The sequence below is a fragment of the Microbacterium sp. NPDC080220 genome, from assembly GCF_040686395.1.
Classification (GTDB): Bacteria; Actinomycetota; Actinomycetes; order Actinomycetales; family Microbacteriaceae; genus Microbacterium; species Microbacterium gawkjiense.
The window spans coordinates 251,179-276,809 of sequence record NZ_JBFBOP010000001.1; the positions used below are offsets into that span (position 1 = coordinate 251,179).

The 25,631-nt window shown below is 67.1% G+C and carries 39 protein-coding genes and 1 tRNA gene; 35 read left to right on the plus strand and 5 right to left on the minus strand.

Features of this window, described 5'->3' with window-relative positions; all coding sequences use genetic code 11:
- The first annotated feature begins 6 nt into the window (after positions 1 to 6).
- The 13 genes from AB0P29_RS01430 to AB0P29_RS01490 all read left to right on the plus strand — a co-directional run bounded on the left by AB0P29_RS01430 (position 7) and on the right by AB0P29_RS01490 (position 10,092).
- Positions 7 to 1,023, plus strand: a complete 1,017-nt coding sequence (locus AB0P29_RS01430) for a major capsid protein (protein ID WP_363377906.1) — start codon at positions 7 to 9, stop codon at positions 1,021 to 1,023.
- A gap of 63 nt (positions 1,024 to 1,086) precedes the next feature.
- A complete protein-coding gene (locus AB0P29_RS01435; RefSeq protein ID WP_363377907.1) occupies positions 1,087 to 1,497 on the plus strand; it encodes a hypothetical protein in 411 nt (136 codons plus the stop codon).
- Positions 1,498 to 1,499: 2 nt separating this feature from the next.
- Positions 1,500 to 1,889, plus strand: coding sequence for a hypothetical protein (locus AB0P29_RS01440; RefSeq protein WP_363377909.1), 390 nt, complete (start codon positions 1,500 to 1,502; stop codon positions 1,887 to 1,889).
- Positions 1,886 to 2,278 (plus strand): DUF6093 family protein, encoded by a 393-nt coding sequence (locus tag AB0P29_RS01445; RefSeq protein WP_363377911.1) that lies wholly within the window; start codon positions 1,886 to 1,888, stop codon positions 2,276 to 2,278. The genes AB0P29_RS01440 and AB0P29_RS01445 overlap by 4 nt, the downstream gene beginning before the upstream one ends.
- Before the next feature lie 13 nt (positions 2,279 to 2,291).
- The gene (locus AB0P29_RS01450; RefSeq protein WP_363377913.1) at positions 2,292 to 2,783 is read left to right on the plus strand and encodes a hypothetical protein; all 492 of its coding nucleotides are present in this window, start codon (positions 2,292 to 2,294) and stop codon (positions 2,781 to 2,783) included.
- Positions 2,783 to 3,199, plus strand: a complete 417-nt coding sequence (locus tag AB0P29_RS01455; protein WP_363377914.1) for a hypothetical protein — start codon at positions 2,783 to 2,785, stop codon at positions 3,197 to 3,199. The genes AB0P29_RS01450 and AB0P29_RS01455 overlap by 1 nt, the downstream gene beginning before the upstream one ends.
- Positions 3,200 to 3,209: 10 nt before the next feature.
- Positions 3,210 to 3,476 (plus strand): hypothetical protein, encoded by a 267-nt coding sequence (locus AB0P29_RS01460; protein WP_363377916.1) that lies wholly within the window; start codon positions 3,210 to 3,212, stop codon positions 3,474 to 3,476.
- A gap of 9 nt (positions 3,477 to 3,485) precedes the next feature.
- Positions 3,486 to 4,001 carry a hypothetical protein gene (locus AB0P29_RS01465; RefSeq protein ID WP_363377918.1) on the plus strand — a complete coding sequence of 172 codons (516 nt, stop codon included), beginning with the start codon at positions 3,486 to 3,488 and terminating at the stop codon, positions 3,999 to 4,001.
- Between the two features lie 82 nt (positions 4,002 to 4,083).
- Entirely contained in the window at positions 4,084 to 4,575 is a 492-nt protein-coding gene (locus tag AB0P29_RS01470) for a hypothetical protein (protein WP_363377919.1), read from the plus strand.
- Between the two features lie 342 nt (positions 4,576 to 4,917).
- Positions 4,918 to 7,680 (plus strand): phage tail tape measure protein, encoded by a 2,763-nt coding sequence (locus AB0P29_RS01475; RefSeq protein WP_363377921.1) that lies wholly within the window; start codon positions 4,918 to 4,920, stop codon positions 7,678 to 7,680.
- Positions 7,677 to 8,411, plus strand: a complete 735-nt coding sequence (locus AB0P29_RS01480) for a hypothetical protein (RefSeq protein WP_363377923.1) — start codon at positions 7,677 to 7,679, stop codon at positions 8,409 to 8,411. Before AB0P29_RS01475 ends, AB0P29_RS01480 begins: the two co-directional genes overlap by 4 nt.
- A 12-nt stretch (positions 8,412 to 8,423) precedes the next feature.
- Positions 8,424 to 9,497, plus strand: a complete 1,074-nt coding sequence (locus tag AB0P29_RS01485) for a hypothetical protein (protein WP_363377925.1) — start codon at positions 8,424 to 8,426, stop codon at positions 9,495 to 9,497.
- Positions 9,487 to 10,092: a hypothetical protein gene (locus tag AB0P29_RS01490; RefSeq protein ID WP_363377927.1), complete on the plus strand. Its 606-nt coding sequence runs from the start codon at positions 9,487 to 9,489 to the stop codon at positions 10,090 to 10,092. Before AB0P29_RS01485 ends, AB0P29_RS01490 begins: the two co-directional genes overlap by 11 nt.
- Here AB0P29_RS01490 and AB0P29_RS01495 read toward each other — a convergent pair.
- Complete coding sequence (locus AB0P29_RS01495) at positions 10,089 to 10,478, minus strand: DUF732 domain-containing protein (protein ID WP_363377929.1); 390 nt, start codon at positions 10,476 to 10,478, stop codon at positions 10,089 to 10,091. The two genes, AB0P29_RS01490 and AB0P29_RS01495, sit on opposite strands and share 4 nt — an antisense overlap.
- A 209-nt stretch (positions 10,479 to 10,687) precedes the next feature.
- On the opposite strand from AB0P29_RS01495, the gene AB0P29_RS01500 reads away from it, so the two are divergent.
- The 9 genes from AB0P29_RS01500 (at position 10,688) to AB0P29_RS01540 (ending at position 16,742) form a co-directional block, all read left to right on the plus strand.
- Positions 10,688 to 11,014: a hypothetical protein gene (locus tag AB0P29_RS01500; protein ID WP_363377931.1), complete on the plus strand. Its 327-nt coding sequence runs from the start codon at positions 10,688 to 10,690 to the stop codon at positions 11,012 to 11,014.
- Complete coding sequence (locus AB0P29_RS01505; protein ID WP_363377933.1) at positions 11,011 to 11,361, plus strand: hypothetical protein; 351 nt, start codon at positions 11,011 to 11,013, stop codon at positions 11,359 to 11,361. Before AB0P29_RS01500 ends, AB0P29_RS01505 begins: the two co-directional genes overlap by 4 nt.
- 10 nt (positions 11,362 to 11,371) lie before the next feature.
- On the plus strand, positions 11,372 to 11,866 hold the full coding sequence (locus tag AB0P29_RS01510; RefSeq protein ID WP_363377935.1) for a hypothetical protein: 495 nt from the start codon (positions 11,372 to 11,374) through the stop codon (positions 11,864 to 11,866).
- Between the two features lie 144 nt (positions 11,867 to 12,010).
- Positions 12,011 to 12,982: a hypothetical protein gene (locus AB0P29_RS01515; RefSeq protein WP_363377937.1), complete on the plus strand. Its 972-nt coding sequence runs from the start codon at positions 12,011 to 12,013 to the stop codon at positions 12,980 to 12,982.
- A gap of 68 nt (positions 12,983 to 13,050) precedes the next feature.
- A complete protein-coding gene (locus AB0P29_RS01520) occupies positions 13,051 to 13,800 on the plus strand; it encodes a M23 family metallopeptidase (RefSeq protein ID WP_363377939.1) in 750 nt (249 codons plus the stop codon).
- Positions 13,797 to 14,246, plus strand: coding sequence for a hypothetical protein (locus tag AB0P29_RS01525; protein WP_363377941.1), 450 nt, complete (start codon positions 13,797 to 13,799; stop codon positions 14,244 to 14,246). Before AB0P29_RS01520 ends, AB0P29_RS01525 begins: the two co-directional genes overlap by 4 nt.
- Entirely contained in the window at positions 14,243 to 14,587 is a 345-nt protein-coding gene (locus AB0P29_RS01530) for a hypothetical protein (protein ID WP_363377943.1), read from the plus strand. Before AB0P29_RS01525 ends, AB0P29_RS01530 begins: the two co-directional genes overlap by 4 nt.
- Positions 14,584 to 14,883, plus strand: a complete 300-nt coding sequence (locus AB0P29_RS01535) for a hypothetical protein (RefSeq protein ID WP_363377944.1) — start codon at positions 14,584 to 14,586, stop codon at positions 14,881 to 14,883. Before AB0P29_RS01530 ends, AB0P29_RS01535 begins: the two co-directional genes overlap by 4 nt.
- Positions 14,883 to 16,742, plus strand: a complete 1,860-nt coding sequence (locus AB0P29_RS01540; RefSeq protein ID WP_363377946.1) for an SGNH/GDSL hydrolase family protein — start codon at positions 14,883 to 14,885, stop codon at positions 16,740 to 16,742. Before AB0P29_RS01535 ends, AB0P29_RS01540 begins: the two co-directional genes overlap by 1 nt.
- A 17-nt stretch (positions 16,743 to 16,759) precedes the next feature.
- Here the strand turns inward: AB0P29_RS01540 and AB0P29_RS01545 are convergent, their stop codons facing one another.
- Positions 16,760 to 17,503, minus strand: a complete 744-nt coding sequence (locus tag AB0P29_RS01545; RefSeq protein ID WP_363377948.1) for an SGNH/GDSL hydrolase family protein — start codon at positions 17,501 to 17,503, stop codon at positions 16,760 to 16,762.
- Positions 17,504 to 17,588: 85 nt separating this feature from the next.
- Between AB0P29_RS01545 and AB0P29_RS01550 the strand changes: the two genes are divergently transcribed.
- The 7 genes from AB0P29_RS01550 (at position 17,589) to AB0P29_RS01580 (ending at position 20,871) form a co-directional block, all read left to right on the plus strand.
- Positions 17,589 to 17,855: a hypothetical protein gene (locus tag AB0P29_RS01550; protein WP_363377950.1), complete on the plus strand. Its 267-nt coding sequence runs from the start codon at positions 17,589 to 17,591 to the stop codon at positions 17,853 to 17,855.
- Positions 17,856 to 17,872: 17 nt separating this feature from the next.
- Complete coding sequence (locus AB0P29_RS01555; RefSeq protein ID WP_363377951.1) at positions 17,873 to 18,091, plus strand: helix-turn-helix domain-containing protein; 219 nt, start codon at positions 17,873 to 17,875, stop codon at positions 18,089 to 18,091.
- A 147-nt stretch (positions 18,092 to 18,238) separates the two neighbouring features.
- Complete coding sequence (locus AB0P29_RS01560; protein WP_363377953.1) at positions 18,239 to 18,571, plus strand: hypothetical protein; 333 nt, start codon at positions 18,239 to 18,241, stop codon at positions 18,569 to 18,571.
- 18 nt (positions 18,572 to 18,589) lie between these two features.
- Entirely contained in the window at positions 18,590 to 18,883 is a 294-nt protein-coding gene (locus tag AB0P29_RS01565; RefSeq protein WP_363377955.1) for a hypothetical protein, read from the plus strand.
- A 298-nt stretch (positions 18,884 to 19,181) separates the two neighbouring features.
- Positions 19,182 to 19,508: a hypothetical protein gene (locus tag AB0P29_RS01570; protein WP_363377956.1), complete on the plus strand. Its 327-nt coding sequence runs from the start codon at positions 19,182 to 19,184 to the stop codon at positions 19,506 to 19,508.
- 193 nt (positions 19,509 to 19,701) lie between these two features.
- The gene (locus tag AB0P29_RS01575) at positions 19,702 to 20,106 is read left to right on the plus strand and encodes a PIN domain-containing protein (protein ID WP_363377958.1); all 405 of its coding nucleotides are present in this window, start codon (positions 19,702 to 19,704) and stop codon (positions 20,104 to 20,106) included.
- A 267-nt stretch (positions 20,107 to 20,373) separates the two neighbouring features.
- Positions 20,374 to 20,871, plus strand: a complete 498-nt coding sequence (locus tag AB0P29_RS01580) for a hypothetical protein (RefSeq protein WP_363377960.1) — start codon at positions 20,374 to 20,376, stop codon at positions 20,869 to 20,871.
- Between the two features lie 96 nt (positions 20,872 to 20,967).
- Here the strand turns inward: AB0P29_RS01580 and AB0P29_RS01585 are convergent, their stop codons facing one another.
- Positions 20,968 to 21,633, minus strand: coding sequence for a hypothetical protein (locus AB0P29_RS01585; RefSeq protein WP_363377962.1), 666 nt, complete (start codon positions 21,631 to 21,633; stop codon positions 20,968 to 20,970).
- Between the two features lie 265 nt (positions 21,634 to 21,898).
- Between AB0P29_RS01585 and AB0P29_RS01590 the strand changes: the two genes are divergently transcribed.
- A complete protein-coding gene (locus AB0P29_RS01590) occupies positions 21,899 to 22,795 on the plus strand; it encodes a tyrosine-type recombinase/integrase (protein ID WP_363377964.1) in 897 nt (298 codons plus the stop codon).
- 1 nt (position 22,796) lies between these two features.
- Here AB0P29_RS01590 and AB0P29_RS01595 read toward each other — a convergent pair whose 3' ends face one another.
- The gene (locus tag AB0P29_RS01595; RefSeq protein ID WP_363377965.1) at positions 22,797 to 23,102 is read right to left on the minus strand and encodes a hypothetical protein; all 306 of its coding nucleotides are present in this window, start codon (positions 23,100 to 23,102) and stop codon (positions 22,797 to 22,799) included.
- A 62-nt stretch (positions 23,103 to 23,164) separates the two neighbouring features.
- Here AB0P29_RS01595 and AB0P29_RS01600 point away from each other — a divergent pair, with 62 nt between their 5' ends.
- The 3 genes from AB0P29_RS01600 to AB0P29_RS01610 all read left to right on the plus strand — a co-directional run bounded on the left by AB0P29_RS01600 (position 23,165) and on the right by AB0P29_RS01610 (position 24,164).
- Positions 23,165 to 23,344, plus strand: a complete 180-nt coding sequence (locus tag AB0P29_RS01600; protein WP_363377967.1) for a hypothetical protein — start codon at positions 23,165 to 23,167, stop codon at positions 23,342 to 23,344.
- 16 nt (positions 23,345 to 23,360) lie between these two features.
- Positions 23,361 to 23,759 carry a hypothetical protein gene (locus AB0P29_RS01605; protein WP_363377969.1) on the plus strand — a complete coding sequence of 133 codons (399 nt, stop codon included), beginning with the start codon at positions 23,361 to 23,363 and terminating at the stop codon, positions 23,757 to 23,759.
- A gap of 168 nt (positions 23,760 to 23,927) precedes the next feature.
- Positions 23,928 to 24,164, plus strand: coding sequence for a DUF3263 domain-containing protein (locus AB0P29_RS01610; protein WP_363377970.1), 237 nt, complete (start codon positions 23,928 to 23,930; stop codon positions 24,162 to 24,164).
- A 74-nt stretch (positions 24,165 to 24,238) separates the two neighbouring features.
- On the opposite strand, the gene AB0P29_RS01615 is transcribed toward AB0P29_RS01610, so the two are convergent.
- Positions 24,239 to 24,709 (minus strand): ATPase, T2SS/T4P/T4SS family, encoded by a 471-nt coding sequence (locus tag AB0P29_RS01615; RefSeq protein ID WP_363377972.1) that lies wholly within the window; start codon positions 24,707 to 24,709, stop codon positions 24,239 to 24,241.
- A 108-nt stretch (positions 24,710 to 24,817) separates the two neighbouring features.
- Here AB0P29_RS01615 and AB0P29_RS01620 point away from each other — a divergent pair, with 108 nt between their 5' ends.
- Positions 24,818 to 25,438: a flavin reductase family protein gene (locus tag AB0P29_RS01620; RefSeq protein WP_363377974.1), complete on the plus strand. Its 621-nt coding sequence runs from the start codon at positions 24,818 to 24,820 to the stop codon at positions 25,436 to 25,438.
- Positions 25,439 to 25,517: 79 nt separating this feature from the next.
- Positions 25,518 to 25,599, plus strand: a tRNA-Leu gene (locus tag AB0P29_RS01625).
- Positions 25,600 to 25,631: the final 32 nt, after the last annotated feature.

The window sequence follows — 25,631 nt, forward strand, 5'->3', positions numbered from 1 at the left end:
TAAGACATGGCCCTCTGGACCGACATCATCGACCCCGCTGAGCTCACCGGCTACGTCCGCGAGGCTCAGGCCGACTACGAGGAGCGTCAGGGCACCCTGGCCCGCTACCTCCCGAACCGCGAGGTGCCGAGCATCGACGTCCGCTTCCGTGCGGGCGCGAACGGTCTCGTCGCCGAGGCGAGCTACCGCGCCTACGACGCGGAGCCGACGATCGGCAAGCAGCCCGGCGGCAAGCGCGTCGTCCTCGAGCTGCCCGCGCTCTCGCAGACCATCCCGGTCTCGGAGTACGACCAGCTCCGCACCCGCAACGCGTCGGACGACACGCTGCGCCGCTCCATCCTGAACACGGCCCGCCAGGTCGTGCGCTCGATCTCGGATCGTGCGGAGCGGATGCGCGGTATCGTGATCAACACGGGCGTCGCGACGATCCCCGAGATCGGCGCCGCGGACAGCTTCGGCCGTTCGAGCTCGCACGACGTCACCGCTCCCGACCTGTGGGCGGACCCCGACGTCGACCGCATCGAGTTCCTCGAGGGACTGATCGACGTGTACTCGGAGACGAACGGTGCTGAGCCGGGCCGTCTCGTGATGACGCGTCGCGTGTACCGCGCGCTCGCGTCGGGCACCCAGTTCCGCACTTCTCTCGTCGGTGGCGGCAGCCGCCCGGCGACGGAGGAGCAGGTCCGCGCGGTCATCTCGGGAGCCGGTCTGCCGGAGATCGAGATCTTCAACCGTCGCACCGCGGCCGGTCGGGTCCTCGACGACAAGAAGCTGTTCCTGCTGCCGGAGCCGGTCGCTCCGGACGACTGGCAGGGCACCGAGCTCGGCGCGACGTTCTGGGGTCAGACCCTGACGTCGACCGACGAGCGCTACGGCATCGAAGAGGCCGAGCAGCCGGGCATCGTCGCGGGCGTGTACCGCGGTGAGAAGCCCCCGATGATCGCTGAGGTCGTCGGCGACTCGATCAACCTGCCCGTCCTCGCCAACGCGAACCTGTCGCTCGCCGCGACGGTGCTCGCCTGACCTGATCCGTCACGTGGGGAGTCGTCCTGACCGGGCGGCTCCCCACCACGGGAGGAGACCAGCATGGCCAAGACTCTGAACACCACGGTCGTCGTCCGCGACCCGAACGGTGCGACCGTCGTCCTGCATCCCGGGGAGAAGGTTCCCGACTGGGCGAAGGACAAGATCAAGAACCCGCACGTGTGGACGAAGTCGTCGAAGAAGGACGACAGCGGCTCGCAGAAGACGTCGGAGACCCCGACCGACACCGGTGCCGCCGCGACGCCGGAAACCCCGGCAGCGGGCTCCACGCCGCCGGAGGACGCCGGTCTCACCCCGCCCCCGAAGGTGGGCGCCGGTTCCGGTGCCGACGCGTGGCGTGAGTACGCCGTGAAGGCGACCGCGGCGGCCGGGCTGAAGCTCGACATCGCCGACGACGCGAAGCGCGCGGACATCATCGCTGCGCTCGACGACGCGAAGATCGCGACGGCCTGACCGTGTGGCCTTCCGTCGTAGTCGAGGATCTCGAAGACCGCTGGCGGAAGCTCACCGACGACGAGAAGCCCGTCGCGGAGGCGCGGCTCGGGGACGCTGAAGCTGAGGTGCAGTACCAGCTGCAGCAGCGTGGCGTCCTCGACCCGCCCACCGATCCGCTGTGGGAGACGCTGTACGTCGCGACTGTCGTCGAGATGGTGCGCCGGTACCTCGGGAACACCGAAGGGTGGCTTGAGGAGTCGGAAGCGATCGACGACTACCGCCTTACCCGGCGCCGCGACAGTGCCGTGTCGGCCGGCGCGGTGTACGTCACCGATGCGGAGATCGAGAAGCTGATTCCCCGGCGGCGGCGGAAGCGTGGCGCGTTCTCGATCGTGCTGGGGCGCTCGTGAGCGTCGAGTCGATCCTCGCCCGCGCCCGAGCGCGCACCGCCGAGACACGGTTCACGGAGACCGTCACGGTCGGGATGTTCAAGCTGCTGACCAACCCGGCGACGGGGAAGGCTGAGCGCGTCCCGGTGACGGTCGAGTACGAGGGTCCCGCGCAGGTCGTCCTGTCGACCCTGGCCGTGTCCGATCGGGACGTGAGCGCGCAGGACCTTGCCGACCAGTCACCGATGGTGAAGCTCCCCTCGGAGACTGTCGTGTCTCGCGATGCCGAGGTCCTGGTGAACGCGTCCCGCGTCGACCAGTCGCTCGTCGGCACCCGGTACAAGGTCGCCGGACGTCCGCAAGCCGGGCAGACATCCGCCGCGCGCTACCCGGTGGAGATCCTGACCTGACAGGAGGCCGGCTGTGGCCAACGGGATCGACATCTCCGAACTGCTGCAGCTCGAGCACGACCTCACCGAACTCGCCGACCTCGTGCCGGCGGAGATCCCGGGCGTGATGCAGCAGGTCGGGATGAACACGAAGAACCGGTGGATCGAGCTCGCCGCGAAGAACCCTCTCGGCCGTCAGTACACCGCGACGATCGACTACGAACTCCGCGGCGTCGGCCACTTCGGCCAGGGCGTCTTCTTCGTCGACATCGGCCCCAACCTGGCCCGGTATGGCGGGAAGACCGGGAAGGGCGGACTCGTCCCCTCCGCGGGCATCTTCGACGACCCGCTCGTCAGCCCGCTCGGTGTCCGCCCCGACAGGTCGCGCCGGCAGGCCGAGAAGTTCGCCGCCGAGGACCTGGTCCGCGGGATCGAAGTCGCGATCGAACGGTCCCTCGCGCGCACCCGGTTCCAGTCCACCCTGTCCGGCGCCGTGTCCGGCCTGCTCCGCGGAGGGATCTACTGATGACCGCGCAGGCTCACCACGCCGCCCTGAAAGCTCTCCTCCACACCGCCCCGATCCTGTCCGGTGTCGGCCATGACGCGATCCGGCGGCGCGGCGCGGACGAGTTCGTGCAGGACAACTACTGGGTGCTGTGGCCGTCGACCCCCGAGTCGTTCGAGGCGGCGCGTTACACAGGGCTCGCCACAGCTGATTCCCGCGCCACGTACGTGTTTCAGTTCCGAGCGATCGCGGTCGACGCCGCGGGCTGCACCCAGTTCGCGGACGCCGCTCTCACCTTCGTCGGGCAGACCCTGACCGTCCCCGGCCGGTACGTGTGGCCCATCCGCCTCGATGAAGGCGGCGACGTCGACTACGAGCCGAAGGCCGACCTGTTCTTCTGCGATCTCGCGTTCGAGATCGTCTCCGATCCCGCTTGAGGAGGTCCGCATGCCGTTCGTCCGTGTCCGCAGCAAGCAGCCCGGTGATCCCCTCCACGAGTACGACGTCGCCGCGCCCGAAGCGGCAGCGCACCCCGAGCTCTACGAGGTGCTCGACCCGATCCCCGTACAGACCGCCCGCCCCGCGACCTTCGTGGCCGGCGTGGTGAAGACCCCGCGGCCGCGCAAGCGTCCCGCGAAGAGGACCGCGAAGAAGCCGGCCTCCCCTCGTCCTGGTGAGGACACATCAACCGCCCCCGCGGGGGCCGACTCTTAGGAGGACGCATTGCAGGAAGCAGTGCAGCGCGGCCAGGCCGCGGATGGACACGGAATCGTCCTGTGGTGCCCGGCGATCGCTGATCGTCGCCGCCCGACCATCGCAGAACTGACCGGCTCCGGTGTGAAGCGACTGACGTACGGCCTCGGACCCGACGGGTTCAACCACTCCGTCACCGTCGCGACGATCACCGCGGGCCGGTACACCCTCGACCAGGCGCTCGAGCTCGACGGCACGATCACGGACACGCTCGAGGTGCGCTGGGTCTACAACCGGACCACGCCGACCGACGTCGAGACGGTCCTCGGCACCCCCGGTGTCGATGGCGAGATCGTCCACATCCTCGGGTACCCGAACGATCACGAGATCGACGAGGACACGAAGATCAACGCGATCATCCCCGTCACGACCGGCCTGCCCCGTGACGTGCCCCCGACCGCGAACAGCGAGCTGATGAAGGTCCAGAAGCTCAACGTCCGCGACAAGGTCGCGCGCGAGCACGAGATCGAAGTCCAGGCGGCGTAACCGACCCCGGGGTGGGGTTTCCCTCACCAGGCCCCACCCCGGCCCCCTTCCTGATGGTGAGACCCATGGTGAGGAGCAGAACGTGAACGTGAAGGAACTGATCGAGAAGCAGCGCGCTGAGGTCGCGCAGGAGAAGACCCAGACGGCGCAGATCGTGTACGGCGGCGAGCTCGTCGAGGTCGAGGTTGTGAAGCTGCTTCCCGACGACTGGCAGCAGCTTGTCGCGAAGTGCCCCCCGCGCACCGCGCACCCCGGCGACGCGAACATCGGGTACGACCAGGCCCAGCTTCCCCGCCTGTACCCGGCCGACAAGATCCGATTCGGCGGAGAGGTCATCGACCAGGACACCTGGGAGGAGATCTGGAAGCCGATGGACTCGGTCCACCGAAACAACATCGGCACCGTCATCTGGGGCCTCAACCACTACGCCGCCGTCAAGGAGCTGCGAGAGCTGGGAAAAGCGGCGGCGGGCCAGCCGTCAAGCTCGCCCGCTCGCTCGGGATCTCGCCCCGCCGCTTCCAAGGGTGGGAGCCCGCGGAAGTCACGCGCCACTACGACGCGGAAGGCCAACTGACCGGCACGTCCATCACGACGCGGGAGCCGGAGTTCGACGACCGCGACCGAGCACTGATCCTCGCCGACTACGAGCGAGAGAACGTCCCGCGCGGCGCGCACGGCGTACCGATCGCCGACGCCACGAACCCGCTCAACAACCCGCTGTCCCCGGACGCCACCGGCCACTTCGTCGCAGAACCGTTCTCGGACTTCGCGCAGGACGCGCTCAACAGCGCGCAGAAGAAGCGCCGTGACGCCGCTGGCGACGACGACTGGCCCCTGCAGTGGGTCGTCCGCTGGGAGCCGCTGAGCCCGCCCGAGGTCGGCGGCTGACCCACCCCTGACACCCACGGAGGTCCCGTTGTCGAACCGTCCCGTGGGTGTCAGCCTCTCCGCTCAGGTCAACGAGTGGAACGCAGCCTTCGCGTCCGCGCAGAAGGCTGTCCGCGACACGGGCTCCGAGGTCGAACGGCTCTCCCAGAAGAAGCAGGAGTTCGAGCTCCTCGGCCGCAGCATGCTGGTCGCTGGCGGTGTCATGGCCGCTGGTGTCGGTCTCGCGATCGGCAAGTTCGCCGAGTTCGACCAGGCGATGTCGAACGTCATCGCCACAGGCGAGGACGCGACCGAGAACCAGGAGGCGCTCCGCGAGGCGGCACTCGAGGCCGGCGCGGCGACAGTGTTCTCCGCGACGGAGTCCGCGAACGCGATCGAGGAGATGTCGAAGGCGGGCCTGACCGCCGCGGACATCCTCTCCGGCGGCCTCGCAGGGTCCCTGGACCTCGCCGCGGCTGGCGGTCTTGGCGTCGCACGGTCCGCGGAGGTCATGTCGACCACGCTGCAGCAGTTCGGTCTCGAGGGACGGGACGCTTCGCACGTCGCCGACCTGCTCGCCGCTGGCGCGGGCAAGGCGATGGGTGATGTCGAGGACATGGCGCAGGCCCTCAACCAGGCCGGTCTCGTCGCGAACCAGTTCAAGATTCCCGTCGAGGAAGCCGTCGGCACACTGTCCGCGTTCGCTGACTCGGGCATGCTCGGCTCCGACGCGGGCACCTCGCTCCGCACCATGCTCCTCCGGTTGGCGAACCCCACCAAGGAGAACGCCAACCTGATGAAGGCGCTCGGTATCGAGGCGTACGACTCGACCGGCAAGTTCATCGGCCTCGCCGGTCTCGCGGGAGAGCTGGAGACCGCGCTCGCTGGGATGACCGACGAGCAGAAGCAGACGAACCTGGCCATGATCTTCGGTCAGGACGCGATCCGCGGCGCCACGATCCTCCTCGAGGAGGGCCGCGCTGGGATCATGCGGTACACCCAGCAGGTCGACGACCAGGGGTACGCCGCCGACACCGCCGCGAAGCGACTCGACAACCTGAAGGGCGACGTCGAGGCCCTGTCCGGCGCTTTCGACTCCGCCATGATCTCCGCGGGTGAGGCCGCGGACGGGCCGGGTCGGTTCTTCGTGCAGCTGTTGACCGACATGGTCGACGGGTTCAACGCGCTCCCCGAGGGGGCGCAGCAGGCCGCCCTGTGGGTCGGTGTCGTCGGTGGCGCCGCGTCAATCGCGGGAGGCATCTTCTTCACTGCGATCCCGAAGATCGCTGAGTTCAACGCCGCCATCGACGGGATGCCTCCCGGTGTGCAGCGAGCATCGCGCGCGCTCCGCGGCTTCGCGGGCGTCGTCGGCGTCTTCGCTGTCGCTGGGGCGGCCGTCGCCGGGCTCGAAGCGATCGGCTCCGAGCTGCGCGGTGTAGAGGCGTCCGCCACCGAACTGCAGAACACCCTGACGAAGGGCAGCCTCGACAAGGCTCTGGCCCAGTCCGTAGAGGGCACGTCGTTCCCGTGGGAAGTCGAACGGGTCAAGGAGACCCTGGGCGACCTCGGCGGTGTGCTCGAGCAGATGCGGTCCGGCGCACCATCGTCGAACAGCAACGACCCGATCGATATCTACTTCGACCAGCTCTCCGCCTCGGTGACGAACCTCGGGGACGCGCTGGCCGGCGTGACCCCCGATCAGCTCGTCGCGACCCTCGACGTCATGCGCGAGCAGTACAACCTGACCGACGCTGACATCCTCACCCTCATCAACAGCTCGACGGATCTGCGGGACTCCCTGATCCGTCAGGCCGATGAGGCCGGACTCGCCGCCGACGACACCACCCTCCTGGGGCTCGCGCTCGGACGCATCCGGCCCGCAACGGACGAAGCCGCCGACGGGGCCGTGCAGAACGCCGATGCGCTTGCTGAGCTGCAGGGCGCGGCCGAGGGAGCGGGCGGAGAGATCGGCAAGCTCGCCGACCAGATCCGCGACTTCGGTTCCGCGGAGCTCGACACGCGTGCTGCGGCTCGCGAGATGGAGCAATCCCTCGCCGACCTGAAGGCGGCGTATGAGGACAACGGCGCCACCCTTGACACCGCGACTCAGAAGGGCCGCGACAACGAGGCGGCGATCGATTCCGCCGCGAAGAGCGTCCTCGAATACGCCGCCGCGACAGCGCTGCGCACTGGCTCTGAAGAGGAAGCCGCGGAGGTCCTCGAGGAGGGCCGGCAGCGGCTGATCGAGATGCTCGACCAGTACGGCATCAACGGGGAGGAAGCCGAGGCGTACGCGGACAAGCTCGGGCTGATCCCCGAGAACGTCGCCACTGCGGTCACCCTCAACGGGTGGGAAGCAGCGATGACGCAGGCGAGGCAAGTCGCAGCGGATATCCGTGACATCCCGGGTTACCGGGACGTGATCATCAACCAGGTCGTCCGTCAGACGGGAGCGCCTCGGGGTGAGGTCGGCGCCGCGTACGTGAACGCGAACGGCAACCTGTACGACTACAAGGCGTTCGCGAACGGCGGGTTCAGCCCCGACATCTATGCGGGCCGCCCGGGTGGAATCCACAAGTTCGCTGAGCCGGAGACGGTCTGGGAGGCGTACATCTCGGGGAAGCCTGATCAGCGTGACCGGAACATCGGGATCTGGCAGGACACCGGCCGGCGCCTCGGCGTCGAGCAGGGCGGGAGCAAGACGATCGTCAACGTCGACCAGACGGTCCAGGCCCTGCCAGGGATGAGCACGGAGACGGTCGCTCAGGCCGCGGCGCGCCAGATCCGGTTCGAGATGAGGAGCGCGCTGTGAGGGCTCACTGGTCAGGTCTCGAGTTCAACGGCGGAAACGGCCCCGCACGGTTCACGATCGAAGAGTTCACCGGGCTGTACGACGGTGTCTCGCCGCGCGGTGAACGCTCTGAGCGGCCGACAGGTGATGGCGAGTTCGATTCGCTGATGTACCTGTCGGCCCGGTCGGGCTCGATCACGGGGCTGCTCCACGCGACCAGCCCGACGGACTACGAGCGATCCTTGCAGCAACTCGCCGCGATCCCTTTCCGCGTATCTACGACGCTCACGGCACAAACCGAGCTCGGGTCCCGCTGGATCAAGGCGCGCCGCAGTGAGGCCCCGAACGTGCAGCATCTCGTCTACGGCCGGACGGCCCGCTTCATGGTGCAGTGGTTGGCGCAGGATCCTCGCTGGTACGGGGAGGCGCGCGAGTTCACGGGCAACACGGTCGACGTGTACCAGCGTGGCTCGTTCGAGTCCTTCCCGGTCGTCGAGGTCACGGGTTCGCGCCCGTCGGGGTACACGGTGTCGTCGCAGGGACACTCGTTCGTCGTCACCCGGTCGGTGTCATCTGGTGAGACGCATCGGATCGACATGCGCACGGGCTGGTTGTACGTGAACGGTGTGCTGCAGGGGACGGGTGTGGCGTCGGCGGATGTGTTCGCGATCCCGCCCGGCCGGACGGTTTCGGTGTCCGTGTCGGGCGGGTCCGGGTCGATGAAGGTGAAACCGACGGACACGTTCGTCTGAGTGGGGGTGGCCATGCTGCGCACGGTCATCTTCGACAGCATCACGGGTGAACCGATCCTGCCGATCGAGGTGAAGTCGGGGAGCTGGTCGGCGAAGATCGACGGGTCCGGGTCGAACTCGTTCAGTGTGGATGTCCGGTCGATCGACCGGTCGCCTGCGTTCCGGCGTGACCTTTTGCGGCCGAACGCTCGGCTGGTGGCGCACATCGACGAGGCTGACACGGTCATCGCGGCAGGGCTGCTTCTCGACGGGCCGTACAACCGGACCACAGGAACGGTCACTCGACGGTGGGTGGACATTCGGGACCTGTTCCGGCAGCGGATGGGGTTCGGTGTTGGGTCGTGGGGTCCTTCTGGGACGCTCACGGTCACGAACCGGTCCTATTCGGGCGCCGTGCGGGCGATCGTGTCCCGTCAGTTGCGGGACTTCACGCAGCCGACGTGGATGCTCCCCATCGACCTCCCGGCGGACGGGTCTGGCTCGTTCTCCCGGAAGTGGGATTACTACGCGTTCCCCACGATGGACGACTGTCTCAGCGAGGTCGAGAAGGAGGGCGTCGAGATCTACTTCGACCCCTACCTCAACAACGGGAATCTCCGGTTCGCTACCCGCGTCGGGACCCCCATCGTCGGTGGGACCGCACCTCTCCCCGTGTCCGCGCCGGACTCCCGAGTGGAGAACCTTGAGGTCACGGTGGACGGGTCGAAGCAGCTCACAGGGGTCCTGTACGCCGGCAACGGGACGGACGCTGACACGCTCACCGCGTGGGCTGGTGGGGGACCGTTCACCATCCCGATCCGTGACGCGTACCGTTCCGCGAAAGACGTGAAGAACCAGGCGCAGTTGCAGCGCATGGCGGACGCGGACCTCGCCGAACACACGAACCCGATCGAACAGTGGTCGTTCGACGTGAGGGTCGGTTCCCCGATCCTCGCTCAGCACGTGAAGCCCGGACGGCTTCTCAGCATGGATGTCCGTGACGACCCGTGGCTCCCCGACGGTGTGACCGTCCAGCGGGTCATCGGTGTGTCCGGTGACCTGGAATCGCAGACCTACCAGTTGGAGGTGCAGTCCTATGGCGGATGATCTTTCCTCCAACCGGGTGTTCCGGGAGCTGATGGACCGGGTGCGTCGGCTCGAGACGACGATCATGCTGCAGAACGCGGCCGTCACGGAGGGTCGACTCCGGTTCATCGGCGGGCTTCTCCGCGTCGATTCGGGCGGGCGGGTGGAGATCGTAGGGACGCTTCAGATCGATGGCACCACGAACGTCACCGGCTCGTTCAACATGACCGGAACCGTCGACATGCAGGGCAACGTCACCATCACCGGGCCGCTCACCGTCGAAGGCGTCTGGGACCTGACAGGTGACGGCACCATTGCGGGCGACGTGGACCTCACCGGGAACATGACCATCGCCGCGGGCGGGAAGCTGCTAGCCGGCGGGATCGAGATCTCCGAGGAGGATGGCGGGCTCATCGAGTCGCTCATCCAAATCCACATGCGAACGCCGCTGCTCGGCGTCGAGGGCGGGATCCAGGTCGATCAGGGCGCGATCTTCGACGGAGACGTGACCATGACAAGCCTGATCCCCATCGCACAGTCCGAGGTCCCGGGTTCGTTCATCGGCGCGATCATGCGCGACACCTCGAATCGACTGAGAGTCGTCGTGGGCGGCTAGTCGCAGAGGCTGATCGCAGCGGCCGTGAAGATGGCGCTGCTGTCGTTGTAGTAGCCCGCCTCGCTGGTCGGCTCGCCCTCGATGAGTGAGGTGGCGACCGTATCCCCGCCGTCTGCCAGGACCGCGCACGCCTCTTCGCCGGCCGCGATCAGCTGCTCATCGGTTGCGTCAGGGATGACGGTGTCGGCGGGCAGCGCTTCGCGTACAGCCTCGAGATAAGCGGCCTCGCCCGATGGGGCGGAGGCGGGGGTTCCGGCTGTCAGCGGGGCGGACGAAGCCGGAGGGGTGGTCTCCACGGCCTCCGGCTCGCCGCCCACTGCCCCCGAGCATCCGGTGAGGGCGAGCGCGACAAACCCCGCCGTGATGATCCCGGCCCGTGCGCGCATCTTCCCGCCCCCTGTGTCTAGGTGCCTGAGATTACCGCACCCCGTACCGCCCCGACCAGGGGCCGACCCTGTTGGAGGTCACCTTGGCTCTCGTCACGATCACGGGGAACGTGTGGGATCACTCCCGCGATGCGATCGGGGAGGATCAGCAGCCTCGGCTGTGGTTCCGTCCCGACCGGTCCCGTGTGGGTCCTGGGCTTCTTGGGGACGTGGAAGTGCAGGCGTCGCTGACCGCAGCGACCGGGGCGTTCACGGTGCAGCTTGAGTCGGCGTTGGGGATCTCGTACACCCCGATCCTCGACTATCTCGTCACCCCGACGGGGGAGACCCCGGAGAACCGTGCACGGGGTCGGGTCGAGTTCCCCCGCATCTACCCCGGTGACGGTGGCGACATCGGCGACCTGGGGGAGTTCATCGGGATGAGCGGGATCGTTTTCGGTTTCGGCCCCCCGCCTTCCCACTTCCGGAATGTCGTGTATCTCGACATCACCGGCCCTGACATCGACATTTACGGACCTCGAGGGGGTAACCGATGAGCCTCATCAAGTGGGGGTCCCTGTCGGCCGCGTCGGATCAGACGATGGAGACGGTCGCGAACAACTCGGGGTCGAAGTTCCGTGCCGCGTTGAACTCGATCATCCAGGCGATCGTGACCGCGACGCTCGCCGCGTCCCCGACGGTCGTTGCTGCGGCTGCGGCTGCGGTTGCTGGTGCACTTGCGGTGAAGAAGTGCGTGCACCTCGAGGCGGGTGTGTGGGTGTGGGACGGCCCCGACAGCCCCGACGCGACCCACTACCTGATCCCTGACGACACGGGCGCTCTCGTCGCCCGGGCTACGCCTTTCCCGACCCCCTCGGCCTCCGCGCCGGAAATGAACTGGTAGGAGACCGACCATGGCTGATGCGAACAAGACGCTTATCACCCGCGCTGAGGTGACCAGCATCATCACACCCGCGACGGGCCGGCGTGCCCTCGTCATCGACGGGGCGACGATCGAGCTCGGTGATACGGGTGTCCGTGACCTGACGGGGCTTCTCATTGCGGGGACGGTCCAGTCGGGTCGTCTCCTGGGGCGCCGTGTGGGCAGTGTTGTCACGTTCATTTTCGACGCGTTGAAGACGACCGCGGCGGTCGATGGGACGAACGCGAAGATCCTCGACCTGGGGGCGAACGGGCTCCCGGGGTTCCGGGCACCGTACACGGAGTCGGAGGCGTTCAACACGGGCGCAACGGCACCGCAGGGTCGGCTCGCGGTCGCGGGCAACGGTGTGTATGTGCAGTTCGCGAACTCGACGTTCACGTACACGACGCAGATGACGTACCAGACCACGGAGTCCTGGCCGTCCTCGAACCCGGGTGTCGCTGACGGTTCCCCGATCGGAGCGTGACGCATGCTGCTCGTTGAGATCACCCCGGATGGGGGGCTCCGGGAGCGTGGGGTCGCCGCGATCGGGAAGTATTTCACCCCGCTCGGTGGTGGCGACGGGCTCCCTTCGTGGGTTACCGGTACCACCGCGACGTGGGCTTCCCCGGTGTTCAACCGTGAATCCCCGGACCTGTTCGCTGCGCGTGTCGGGATCCGGCGTGCACTTCGCGGTGAAGCTGATTTCGAGATCGTCACCCCGGGTGATTCGAAGACCCGCCGCGCGGGCGTGCTGAACTGGCCCGAGCAGGTGAAGCAGCTCCTCGGCGGGGTTGACGGTTTCGTTGTCGCAGACGACGGAGTGACGGACTCCCGGTGGTCGGTGAGCCGGCTCCGCATCTCCGGCACCACATCGGTGATCGGTGTGATCCCCACGACGGGCAGTGAGGGTCAGGAGAAGCGGGCCACGTTCACCTCCACCCACCCGCACACCGGGCTCGTCGCGCTGGTGCGCGCATCCGCCGGCGCGTCGGTGATGGTGACCGTCGATGGTGCGCCGACGATGCAAACGATCCCCGCCTCCACCTCCTGGCAGGAAATCCCCGTCACCGGGTTGTCGAACAGCACGCACACGGTCGCGGTGTCGTCGATGGGTGACACGTTCGAGGTCCTCGGCTACCGGATGACGTACCCGACCCCGCGGTTGAAGATCAGCAACCCGGCCCGGTCCAGCACGAACGCTGTCGACTGGGCGCCTGGGAGTGCACGGTGGTCTGCGGTGATCGATGGTCCCGCGACCGACCCTGGCCTGATCATCAGCGGTCTGGGCACGAACTCCGCGACGGATCTCGCCGCGCTCACCACGTACTACAACGGTCTCGCCGCCCTGAACGTGCCTGTCCTGGTTGCGAGTCCGGGCGGGTTGGGGAACACGGACCGGCCCCGCGGGAACGTGGAACCGATGATGAACCGGCTGTACCAGCTCGCGCAGGAACATGATCAGCCGCTGATCGACTTCGAGAAGGTCATCGGCCAGTACACCGCAGCGGCCGCGGCGGGGTTGATGTCGGACACGGTCCATGAGAGCACTCGTGGGCTGCAGCTCGAAGCTCTCGCTGTCGTGTCACTACTCGCCGGCTGACACCGGACTCACTCTGACGGAGCCCCTGGCCTGGTGCTGGGGGCTCCGTCGTTCCCGAAGGAGACCTCATGGTCCAACTCGCATCACCCGCCCCCTACGCGAGCGTCACCCCCGGCCTCGCGTTCGGGAACACCACGGTCAAGCCGTACAGCCCGTCCCGCCCTCATCAGGGGAAGGACTGGAAGTGGTCGGTCGCGAATCCGACGAAGTCGAAGCAGACCCACGCGCCCGCCGCGGGCATCGTGAAGGCCGCGTTCAACGACGGGAAGTGGCACAACGGCTGGGGCAACTACGTCGACATCCACATCACCACCGAAGCGTTCACGCGCCTCGCGCACCACGAGACCGGCAGCGTGCGCGTGCGCGCCGGGCAGAAGGTCGCGCTCATGGACCGCATCGGGACGATGGGCGACACCGGTGAGGTGAAGAAGGATCACGACCACCTGCACGAGGAGCTGTGGCTGAAGCAGAAGGACGGGACGTGGAAGCGCGTCAACCCGGACCTGTACCGCGGCCCCAACGGGAAGCACCTCCCGGGTAAGCCGCTCGTCGCCGCGCCCGCTCCGAAGCCCTCCGGCTCGCAGAAGCCGACACCTGCAACACCGATCACGGAAGAGGACGAGATGCTCGAGTTCACCCGCCCGAAGAAGTCGAAGAACGTGTACGCCATCCACCCGGACGGCACTGTCCGTCACGTCGGGAAGGCGGAGTGGCTGTGGCGTCGCGCGTCGGAGAAGATCACGGGTCGGAAGCTCGCGTACACGGTCGACGTGCTCACTGAGGCGGAGATCGCCGGCATGCCCAAGCGGGGCAAGTGATCCGCCGGTTGTGGCGGGCGTCGATCTGGCATCCCGACGCGATCCCGCCGATCGAATGGAAGTACCGGAACCTCAAACGGCTCTGGCTTCCCGTGTACGACCTCATCGCGATTTGGGCCGGGGTCCAGGCGGTGCTGTTCGGTTCCTCTCTCCTGAACCGTCTGTTCCCGGCGCTGTTCGTAGACACGGTCGGGATGGTGTTCACCGTCGCCGCGTTCGCCGCGCTGCTCGGTGTCGCGTTCCCGCGGCTGTGGGCGGTGGAGATCTTCGCGAAGCTCGTCCTCGTCGCGCTCGTCGCCGGGTACGTCGCAGCGATCCTCCTGTTCTCCAAAACGCCGGAGCCGAACACGTTCGTCGTCGGGATGCTCGGGTGGGGGCTGCCGCTCGCGTTGTTCCGGCTGCACATGCTCGGTGAGGAGATCAAAGAGCGACGGGAGAGCGCATGAACGAACTCGTCCTCCCGATCATCTCCGGCATCTTCCTCCTCCTCGGCGCCTACCTGACCTATCGGGGCACCCGAGGGAAGACCACCGCCGACGCGAAGACCGCCCTGGACGCTCGTATCGACGCGCGCGTGAAGAGCGAGCTTGAGCGCGTGTACACGCGCCTCGACGAGGTCGAGGAAGCCGCTGTGCGCCGCACGTCCGCGTTCGCCCGCATCCTCCGCGCCATTGCCGCCCAGTGGGTGGGCGAGACCAGCCCCAACCTCGACCCGGACGACATCCGGGAGATCGAAGACACGATCCCGCCGCAGTGGATCCGCCGCAACCACAAGGAGACCCCATGACCACCACACCTGAGATCTGGTTCAAGACGCAGCGCGTCCTCCGCACGATCGCGCAGGCGATCATCGTGCTCGTCCCGGTGGTGAACGGTGCCGCGATCGCGGTAGTCACCTACCTGAACGAGCAGACCGACGTCATCGTCCCGGCCTGGGTGTTCGCGGTCCTCAACGGTGCGATCGCTGTCACCGCGGTCGCCATGGGCCTGGTTGCCCGCGTGATGGCCGTGCCTGGGGTGAACGACTGGCTGACGAAGCTCGGCCTTGGCTCGGTGCCGAAGACTGCGATCGAGGGGGACTGATGGCCTGGCCCGATTTCGTTGTCACCCGTGAGGTGACGTCCGGTCCTTCGTACACGCTCGAGGACGGCACCCCGCTGAAGACCCGCCTCACGGTCACCGCGTCCCGGTCTTTCGTCTGGGATGCGACGGGGGTCCCGTTCACCAGTGAGGAGCATCAGGTCACGTCCGCGCTGGGCGTGCAGGCTTCCCTGTTCCTCCCGGTGACGGATCAGGCTGGGTGGCGTGACGATCAGAACAACCTGATCGACGTGAGCGTGCCGGACACGTTCACTCACACGTACCGGATCGTCCGGGAGCTTCTCGACGAGAAGAACCGTGTCGTGAAGGGTTCCCGCCGCGACTATGTGGGCGTGGTCGTCCCGACTGGTGCGGGTGCGATCGACGTTGACTTGATGCTCCCCACGGAGACGGTCGAGGGTGCACGGGTCAGCATCCCGGACACGTGGTCTGCGGATGTGGCGGCGGCGGCGGAGTCCGCGCAGGTCGCATCGGACTCTGCGACGTCGGCTGCTGAGTATGCGTCGGCCGCGGCTGAGGCTGCCGGGGATGCTGCGGCGGCGGTCGCCCCGGTCGCAGCGAAGGCCACCGCCCTCGAATCCCTGACGACCACGGGACGCCTCGGAGAAGCTGGACTATCCGCCACCATTGCCGGCGCGACGGATCTGGACACGGACCAGGGACAGGCCTTTGCCCTTGCGTTTCGACGCCATGCCCGCACGCGCCGGGTCTGGGCGATCGGTGACTCGATCACCGACCAGGGCGTCGCGTGGGCGAGCGCGGCATACGGGGCAGACGCGAACGTGGCCCGTCGTCAGGGTGGATTGTGGCAGAACAACACCGCCTGGACGACATGGGCGACGCTCGCTTCGGCGGCCAAGTGGACGCTGGCTGGGATCTCGGCGACGGCCGGGTTCACGCCCGCGCAGATCCTCGCCACACACGTCCCCAACGTGATCGCAGTAGCGCAACCAGGGGACACGGTGGTTGTGCTCGCGGGAACGAACGGCGCTGGCACCGCGATGGAGGACATTCCTGCGATCCATGCGGCACTCCGCGCGGCCGGTCTGCACACGGTCGCGGTGACGACCCCGCCCCGAAACTCCGCACCCTCCACTCCGCAGACGCTGAACACGGCGCTTCGGGCGTGGGCGGACTCGGAGGGCGTCCCGGTCGCGGACGTTCATGCCGCGCTCGTCGACGTGACGACCGGCGGGTATCGGGCAGGTCTCGATAATGGCGATGGCGTGCACCCGTCAGAGGCGGGCGCGAAGATCCTTGGGGAGACGATCGCGGCCACGCTGGCGGGGATGTTCGCCTCCGCGGTGTCACCCCTGGTCCCTTTCAATGCCGCCGCGACAAACCACCTTCAGACCAAGCCCCTAGCGATCGACACCCCAGCCGTGGGGACAGACTTCCTGAACCTCACCTCCGTTGGCTCTGGTACATTCCTCCCTGGGACATTCTCGGCAGCGAAGGGTGGCATGGGGTACGTCGCCACCCGTGGTGACGTGGACATCAATGGTCGGTTCGGAACGTATGCTCTGGTCGCCGGCCACAAGTACCGACTAGGCATGATGTTCGACCTTGCTCTCGGCGAGGCCGGCACGTTCTTCATGCGCCTCGACTCGAACACGGGCGCCACCGCGGCCACGCTTTGGGCGATGGGATACCACACCGCAACGCCGAGCGGGAAGGTGCTTGCGCGATCGGTGGCTGATCGCCGGTTCTACTCCGAGTTCACCGTGCCGCCAGGGTTCGGCGACACCTACCGGCTTCGGTTCACGTTGGCGGGCGCAGGTTCGGTCGCGAAGTTCAGCGAGATCACCGTCGCCGATCTCACCGCGCTCGGTGTCGCCTGACCCAGTTTGATGCAGATCTAGAGCGGGGGCACAGCGGCCGCGACACTCTCCGCGAGCCGCCTGTGCCCCTCAGCGTTCGGGTGCACACCATCATCGAGAATCCACTCGGGGTGCCCCGTAAGGGCACCACCCGCGCCTTCGATGTAGGTCCCGCCGATCTTCGCCACTTCGTCCCGGACTAGCTCGCCGAGTTGGGTGAGCCTCTCCGGGTACGGGTCGCTGTCGTAGAACGGTTCGATCGCGACGATTTCGGCATCGGGGAATGCGGCGTCGAGTGCGGTGAAAAACTCAGCCACTGAAGGTTCGTACGCGCCTTCGTCGTCGTTGCGGCCACCCGAGACGAAGACGATGTCTGGCTCATCTGTGATGCGTGAGAGGCGGTCGAGGTAGGTGTCCGCACCGTCGATCGGGCCCGCAGTCGCGTATCCCGTCCCGCCGGTCCCGTAGTTCTTCTCGTACCAACCTTTCTCCGCGGACAGGAGATGTGTCCACCGCTCTTTGGCCTTGTCTGCTAGTCCGTCTCCTGCCGTGTAGGAGTCACCGATGAACGCCGCGACCGGCTTCTTCTCCGGAACGTACATTGATGGGAGAGGTCGCGGTGCAGCCTCGCTCCGCTGCGGCGGCGTAAGGGCTGCTGGAACTGCGATCGCGACCGCAATCACCAGCGCGACGACCGCGAGACCGAGACCCCAGACCGGCATCCCGCCGTACTGCCGCATCCAGAAGCTGTCGCGCGAGCTGCGGCGGCGTCGTTTCCCCATGCGCTCGATCATATGGGAGCGCCCGACTTGGCCTATCGCCCACATATTGTTGCGTTGTGTCGCTACACCTCCTAGTGTGTAGCGCATGACCGCAACAGGTGAGAACGTCGAATGCATGATCCGCCACTGCGACGAGGTCGCGACGACCAGCGTCACGCTCGAGCGTGTGGGGGGTCCGAAGACGGGCGTCGGTGGCGGCGGCTACCCAGCGCTCGTCGAGGGGGTGTACTGCTACCCGCACGCGTTCCGGCGCATGACGGACCCGGAGATGGTGCCTGGACACGAGCTCGAGGACTTCGGTGATACGTGGACGTTCCGTCCGCTCGCACGGGCGGGTGTGACGGCGCGGTGACCGGTACGCTCGGCGGGGTGACCCCGCAGCACCGTGGCCTTCTCGACCCCGACGACAGAGCGCGCATCATCGCAGCGCTGAAGGCGCGAGAGGACGCCGACCTCGCCCTGTACGCCGCGGTCCGCGCCGCCGCCGAGAACGGCGCGTCCGTGCGCATGATGGCCGACGACCTCGGCGTCTCCACCAACACGATCAGCCGCTGGAAGCGAACCGTAGCGACCAGCGGTGACAACTGATCGGACAGCCATAGTTGGTCGTCACGACCAAGCCTTAACGACGAAGCCCCCGGCCCGCTGCGGCACCGGGGGCTTCGTCGTTCCCAGAAGCTTCCCCGCGCCATCGCGGGGTTGGGTAACACCGCATCAACCGCCTCAGGAGGCATCATGTCCACCGTTCCCACCATCGGCCGCATCGTCCACTACACGCTCTCGGAGGACGACGCGAAGCGCATTAACAAGCGCCGCGACGACGCGATCGCCACCGCTCACGAGCACAAGATGAACCCGGAGGCCACGGGCAAGCAGGTTCACTTCGGCAATCGGGTCAACGAGGGCGACGTGTTCCCGATGATGATCGTGCGCTGCTGGGGCACCACCCCCGAGAGCTCCGTCAACGGTCAGGTGTTCCTCGACGGCAACGACGTCTTCTGGGCGACCTCCGTCTCCGTGGGCGAAGGCCCGCGCCGGTTCGTCTGGCCGCAGGCCCCTCGCGCCTGACGTCGCTACGGTGGGGCCATGACACCGCAGGCGCGGGGCGTGGTCCCACCAGAGACGATCGCAGCGATCAAGGCGGCACAGCGCGCCGCTGAGGAAGCCGAGCTCGAGCTGCACCGGGTGACGGTGCAGGCGCTCGTCGACGGCGCATCGTTCCCGGAGCTCACGCGGGCGACGGGGTTCTCGTCGTCGACGTTGCAACGCTGGGTGAAGGAGCTCGGCGCCACCCCGGCGGGCACGGCCGCGAAGCGGTCAGCTCGAGCGCGTGACGCTCTCCATATCCAGCGCGTCCAGGCCATGCGGGAGGAAGGTTAACCCGCCCCTGTCAGATCTCAACGGACAGATATCGTTCAGCCCCCGGAAACACTGCATGGGGAGCCGCCCTCGTCGGCCCCGAAATCGGCGAGGGCGGCTAGCGGATGGAGCCGCCCCCAAGCGCGCTGCCCGACGTGCGCGCCCATTCGGCTCCGTTACCAGGAATACTTCGGAGCGGGGGGACTCCAACGGATTGCCACGACATCTGCCCCGAAGTCGTCATGTGCATCACGGATAGGACGCTATCGGGGTGCTGATTCCGACAACATGAACGCGCCAATATGCGATGATCGAGCGCATGGATGAGTGGACGGTGCGCAAGCGGGAGGTCGTCCGTGTCGCGGATCTAGCCGTTGCTCGACCGGTCATCGAACGGCACCGATTCGAGGACTGCCTCATTATCGGCCCAGCGGTGTTAGCCACGACTGGTGACGACGGTCTGATCGAGGGCTGCACCTTCGATGGAGACGCTTCGTCCTTGGTTTGGCTTATTCCCGATGACCGGCCCTACGTCATCGGCGCAATCGAGGCTGCGAACTGTCAGTTCGTGAACTGCCGGTTCTCGATGGTCGGTTTCGCCGGCGGTGCTGACTTCCAGAGGATGTTCACGGAAGGGATGACATGAAGATCGGTCGAAACCATTTAGACACCTTCCCCAGGACGGAGCTGAATGTAGATGCGAGAAAGCTACGGGCCACTGTCAGGGTGAAGAGCACTTCGGATGCCCGCAGCATTGTCGGCATGTTGTCGAAGTACACGAACCGGACTGACCTTTCCGAGTTGATAACGCGGCGTGGCTAGTGCCTCGCCTGCAGGTCGTGGTCGACGCCAATGTTCTGATCGCCGCCCTGGTCGACTCTGACTCGAACCATGTGCCATGCGCGTCCTACGTGGAATCGATAGGAACGCCGATCCTGGTCTCCGTCTTGGCTCTGACCGAGGTCGCTCACTTCGTAGAGAAGCATCTAGGTGCAGATGCGGAGCTCGACCTCATCCGGAGCATTCGAGACGGGGAGATACTGCCCGTCTATGACGGCACCATCTGGGACGATCTGTTCTCGCTAGCCGAACGATACGTCGACGGTAAACTGGGGATGGTCGACGCCTCCCTCTTTGTTTGCGCCGAATTGCTGTCCACTGATCGGGTAGCAACCCTCGACATGCTCCACTACTCGGTCGTGACTCCACGCACGCCGGCGTTCTCTGTCGAGCGGCCTGCCTAACATCGCCACCCTAGGCCGCCTTTGGCTGGCTTCGGGATGAGTTCGAGTCCCCATCTATGAGTCGCTGTCGTTCAGTACGCCCCCGCCCGGCCTGATGGCTGGGCGGGGGCGTACTGTCGTAGTGTCAGCGGCATGCCCGTCTTCGTCCACTGCCCGTGGTGCGGCTACGACTTCCCGTCCAGGTTCCTCGACTTCGACAACGTAGTTGGCCTATCCATCTCGAATGTCAGCGAGCCTTGCCCTCGGTGCGGGAAACCTGCCCGAACCATGGAAGGCAACTTCAACATCGTCGGCGACACCGTCGAGATGACATCGGGGCCTGTATGGAGCCGGGAACTTCTCATCCGGCTCAATAAGAAGCAAGTCCACGCATTACGCGCTTCGGTCGCGTGGGCGCAGCAACAGGCCGACCATGCCGACGACGCGCACCGAGCTGACGTGCTCGAGAAGACCGTATTAGCTGCCGTTCCTCAGCTTGAGAAGCCGCTTCGAGGCATCCGCGAGAAGATCCAGCACGAGTACGACAATCATCTGGCCGCCTGGGTGACGGTTCTCATCACGCTGATCATGTTCATCGTCACGATGAACAGTCAGCAGGGCATCAGCGGTGAGCAGCTGGAACAGATCCTCGATGAGACCGTTCGACACGTTCAGAGCGAGCAAGCTCAGACAGTCGACGCAGAGCCCACAACAGAAGTCCAACCGCCGCGAGGGCCAGAGGAACCGCCGCCAGCGACTGAGATCCCAACGCCCAAGACACGTTGAAGCAAGCGACGATCACGATCGCTAACCAGTACACGGCCTGCCTCATGCGCCAAGGTTAACAGCGGCCTCACAGACCCACCAGAGGCTCGCCCTCGTTCAGCCCCCGGCTGCCTCACCCCGAGGCGGTCGGGGTTGTTCTGCGTTAAGGGGGATGGATTCGGGCGGGTTTGCCTCTATCTGCTCGATCAGTGGGCGGAGGGCCCGGATGGAGACGATGGCAATGTGTCGAAGGGTACCCGTCCACAGAGACGTCGACATCCGTGTCGATACGACGAACTGTTGCACGACCTCTTCGAAGCGTGACTTCGGCTTCCCGAGGTGCACGGCTCCATTGACGTTGGCGAAGTAGTCGATCATGTCGCGCACGCTGACGGGCTCGGAGTAGAGGTGTCCTGCCGGAGTCGAGAGGAACCGTCGGAGGTTGGCACGCTCGGTGGGCTCGGTGAACTCATCTCCCGCGAGCGCCAGCATCGGGGTGAGGCCGTGGCCCGGCGGTGAGGGCGGGGGCACGTCGAAAGGCGTGAACTCGAAGATCGGCCCGGGAAGGCGCAGTCGAGCTCGTGCTGAGTTGACGACGGGGTGCTTGTCGGTCAGGGTGCGGCGGAGGATCGCAGCGAGCCCGAGCGTCTCGTAGAAGTCCGCATCGGGACGGCTGCGCTGCTCGAGGTCTGGGAGGGTCCAGGCTAGGAGCTTCTCGGAGAGTCGATGCTTCAGCGCATCTCCCTGAAGAAGTGGCGAGAGAGCATCGTCAAGTGACCCCATGGGGTGTTAACGTACTGGTGTTTTCCTGATGCGAATCAGGTTCAGAGGTCCCGGTTCGAGTCCGGGTCGCCTTCACGGCGGTAGCTCAATCGGAAGAGCACCATGAGGCCCCCGCTACGGCGAGGGGCCTCATGCCGTTCGCAGGGGCTTGCGTGGTGTCCGGGGGTCGTCGTAGCCTCACGGAACCTCCAAAGACGGAGGCGCCCCCGACCGGTGTTGGAGCACCAGGCGGGGGCTGAGACGATCTGGTTAGGAGATCGCCGTGATGAACGGTACACCTCGCGCGTTCGCGCCCACCACCATCCACGCCCGCGACGGGTTCCTCGACCGGTACGCCGGCGGCACCCGCAAGCTCTACGAGCTCGACCTGCGCATCTACTTCGACTGGTGCACCGCCCAGGGGTTCGATCCGCTTGACGCGCGCCGTGTGCACCTCGAGGCGTTCGGGCGGTACCTGATCGACGCGCGCGGGAACAGTCCCCGCTCGGCGGCGCGCCGGCTGCAGACGGTCCGCTCCTTCTACCGGCTCGCCGCCGTCGATGAGCTGATCGATCGAGACCCGACGCTGATGATGCGGATGCCGCGGTGGCACGTCGACCGCGCGACCATCCCGTACACGACGCCGAGGCAGGCGGAGGAGCTGCTCGCCGCGGCCGCCGCGACCTCACCCGCACACCACGCGCTCATCGCCCTCATGGCCTACCTCGGCCTCCGGATCAGCGAAGCGTGCCGGGTGCAGATCGAGGACCTCACCGAGACGCCGCTCGGGTACGTCGTGCTCACCGGTATCCGGAAGGGCGGCCGCCCCTACGAGGCGCCCATCCCGATCCCGCTGCTCCGCATCCTCTACGCCGCGCAGGGTGACCGTACGAGCGGCCCGCTGATCCTCACCCGGGCGGGGAAGGAGCAGACCCGGCACGGCGGCTACGACTGGTTCCGGCGCCTCGCGAAGCGCGCCGGGCTCCCGCCCGAGCTGCATCCGCACTCGCTCCGTCACGGGTGCGCGCGCATGCTGCTCGCCGCCGGCGTCCCCATCGAAGAGGTCCAGGCGTTCATGGGGCACGCCGACATCCGCACGACGATGCACTATGCCGCCTCCGAGATGAGCCACGACCGCCACCCCGTGCACGTCGCCGCCCGGCAGTACGCACGCGCCGCCTGATTCACTGCGCGCGGCGGCTGACCGCGTTCCGCCACACGATGCACGAGCGGCGGCCGCCGCGCGCCTCCCACTCCACGCACACGACCCGGTCGTTCCACCCCGTCGCCTCTGCCGGGATCCTCGTGGCGGCACCGTCGGCCCAAGAGATCCAGGCCCACACCGGCACCCCCGGGCGCGTCCACTCGATCGTCTGCCGACCGTACGCCTGCACAGGCAGCGTCGTCGGGGTGAGGACGGATGCCGCCTCTTCGATGCGCATGTCGTTCAGCGCGTCGTAGTGCGCTTCGTACCTGCGATTCTTCGTCACGGGTGGCCAGAATCCTTCCTCCGGCCGAGGATGCCATCGTACGCCGACATAGGATCGTCCCCATGACGCTTTCGGCCGACCCATTCGAGGGCGGCGAGCAACCCAACTGCCCCGCCTGCGGGACGGTCATGCGCGACGTCGACGGCGGCTACCAGTGCGGCGGATGCGGATGGTTCCAAGACGTTCCTTGGATCGAACGCCCGGATGCCGCCGACAACCTGCCCGGCGTCTGCGGCGCGTGACCGGTAGGCTCCCCGCGTGAGGAAGCTCGGAGTCGTGTCGGTGGCCGCCGCCGTGCTGCTGCTCGCTGGCTGCTCAGGAACATCCGCGCAGGATGCTGGGGTCCGCCTCTGCGTGGACGACCTGCAGTACGAGATCGAGCAGGCTTTGCCGGTGCCGGCGGCTGGGTGGCTGGACTCCGAGTTGTCGACGGAGAATGTCGTCGCGGTGCCGATGGAGTCGGATGGTGTCGAGGCGTCGGACATCTCGGGGGTGGCTGTGGTCGCCCTGTCGGATGGCTCTGAGGTGTCCGCCCGGTGGACGTGCTTTGCTCAGCGTGTCGACGGGAAGGACTACGCGACAGTCCTGAGCATCGACGGCTTCTGCTCCACCGCGTACACCGGCAATAACCCGTCTGTCTGTAAGCCCAGGGATTGAACGAAACGCCCCTCCTGCACTCCGTGTGCGGTGAGGGGCGTTTCGTGCGTTCACGAGGCGCACGGAGCCGGAGGATGTCGGTAGTCGGTGGGATCCTCTCGGCATGGATGAAGATGAAGACGACATGCGGATCCGTTGCGGGACTTGCCAACCCGTTGAGGAACCACCGTGCTAACGACGAAGCAGCTTCTCGAGTTCGAGGCGCGCTACCCGAATCACCCGTCAGGGAAGCAGCAGGCCATAGAGGCTGAGCTTGGACTCACCTCCGCTCGCTACTACCAGCTCCTCGGTCGCGCGATCGACACACCCGAAGCAGCCGTGCTCGACCCGATGCTGGTGCACCGCCTTCGCCGGCTTCGGAGCCGCGCCGAGTCACGCCTGCGATCACGACAACGCACAGCCTGATCTGACCTCCGCGCCCCGCCGCCCGTCATGGATGGCGGGGCGTTTCGTCGTCCGCGGCCTACTGTCGGTTCGCGCTACACGACGTGCACGCGCGACCCGTCCGGCAGCGACGCGTCGACGAACGGTTGGCTGAGGTCGACGCGGCGGCCGGTGGCGTGCAGCATCCGCTCGACCAGGTCGCGCACGGCCGCGTCGGTCAGGACGATCGGTGCGCGTTCGCTGCGCCCCTCGCGGGCGACGTAGACGCGGTCGGGCGCGTTGATCCAGATCTCCTCGACCTCCGGGTCGTCGAGGAGCGCCTGCAGGGGGCCGTACCCCGCCACGGTCGACAGGATGTCGCGGACCGACCCTGCTTCGTCCTCGATGACCTCCACGCCTCGCGCGAGGGCGAAGTCGTTGTGGCGACGCACCTCGGCGCGAGCGATGAACGCTGCGCGGTCGGGGTCTCGCGACGGGTCGACCTGCTCGCTGCGCAGCCGCTCGCGCACCCGCTCGGCGACCGCGGCGAGCCCGCGGGTCGAAGTCGGGGCGGACGCGATGCTCATGGCCAGGGATCCTCGCAACCCGACCCCGCCCGGCGCGGAAGTTATCCACACGCCACCTGCTCCAGGTGGACTGCGGACGCCCTGTCGGCGGAAGGCGAGAATCGAAGGATGGACGAAACGCGACGTGTCGAACTGCCCGTGCTGTACTTCGGGACCCCGGTCGCGTTGATCACCACGGTGAATCCCGACGGGTCCTCGAACATCAGCCCGATCTCCTCCGCCTGGGCGCTGGGCGACCGCTACATGCTGGGGCTCGGCGCCGACGGCCAGGCGGTCGCCAACCTCCGCCGCGTCGGCGAACTCGTGATCAACCTGCCGTCATCCGACCTCGTCGCCGCGGTCGAGGCGATCGCGCCGACGACGGGGCGGAACCCGGTGCCCGAGGCCAAGAGACCCGCCTACCGCCACGAGCCCGACAAGTGGACCCTGGGGGGTCTCACCCCCCTGCCGTCGGACGCGGTGACGGCGGCACGTGTGGCCGAATGTCCGGTGCAGATCGAGGCTCGTGTGGCGCAGATCGTCGGCATCGACGGTGGCGACGCCGTCGCCGTGGAGGCGCAGGTCCTGCAGGTCCACGCGCACGAAGGGATCCTGCGGGAGGGGCAGGACCGCGTGGACACCGACGCGTGGCGACCGCTGTACTACGGGTTCCGCCACTACTTCGCGCAGGGGCCGCACGTCGGCGCCAACTTCCGGGCGCCGCTCCTGGACGATCCCGCGCTGACCTGACCAGGTCCGCATCGCCGCGCGATCCTCGGGATATCCCTCTCAGGCGTCTCCCACCGCGCGCCCTAGACTGAACGCACCAGCGGGAGTGGTGAAATCGGCAGACACGCAGGATTTAGGTTCCTGTGCCTTCGGGCGTGGGGGTTCAAGTCCCCCCTTCCGCACGAGGCACCCGCGTGCCTCACACCTTGCGCCC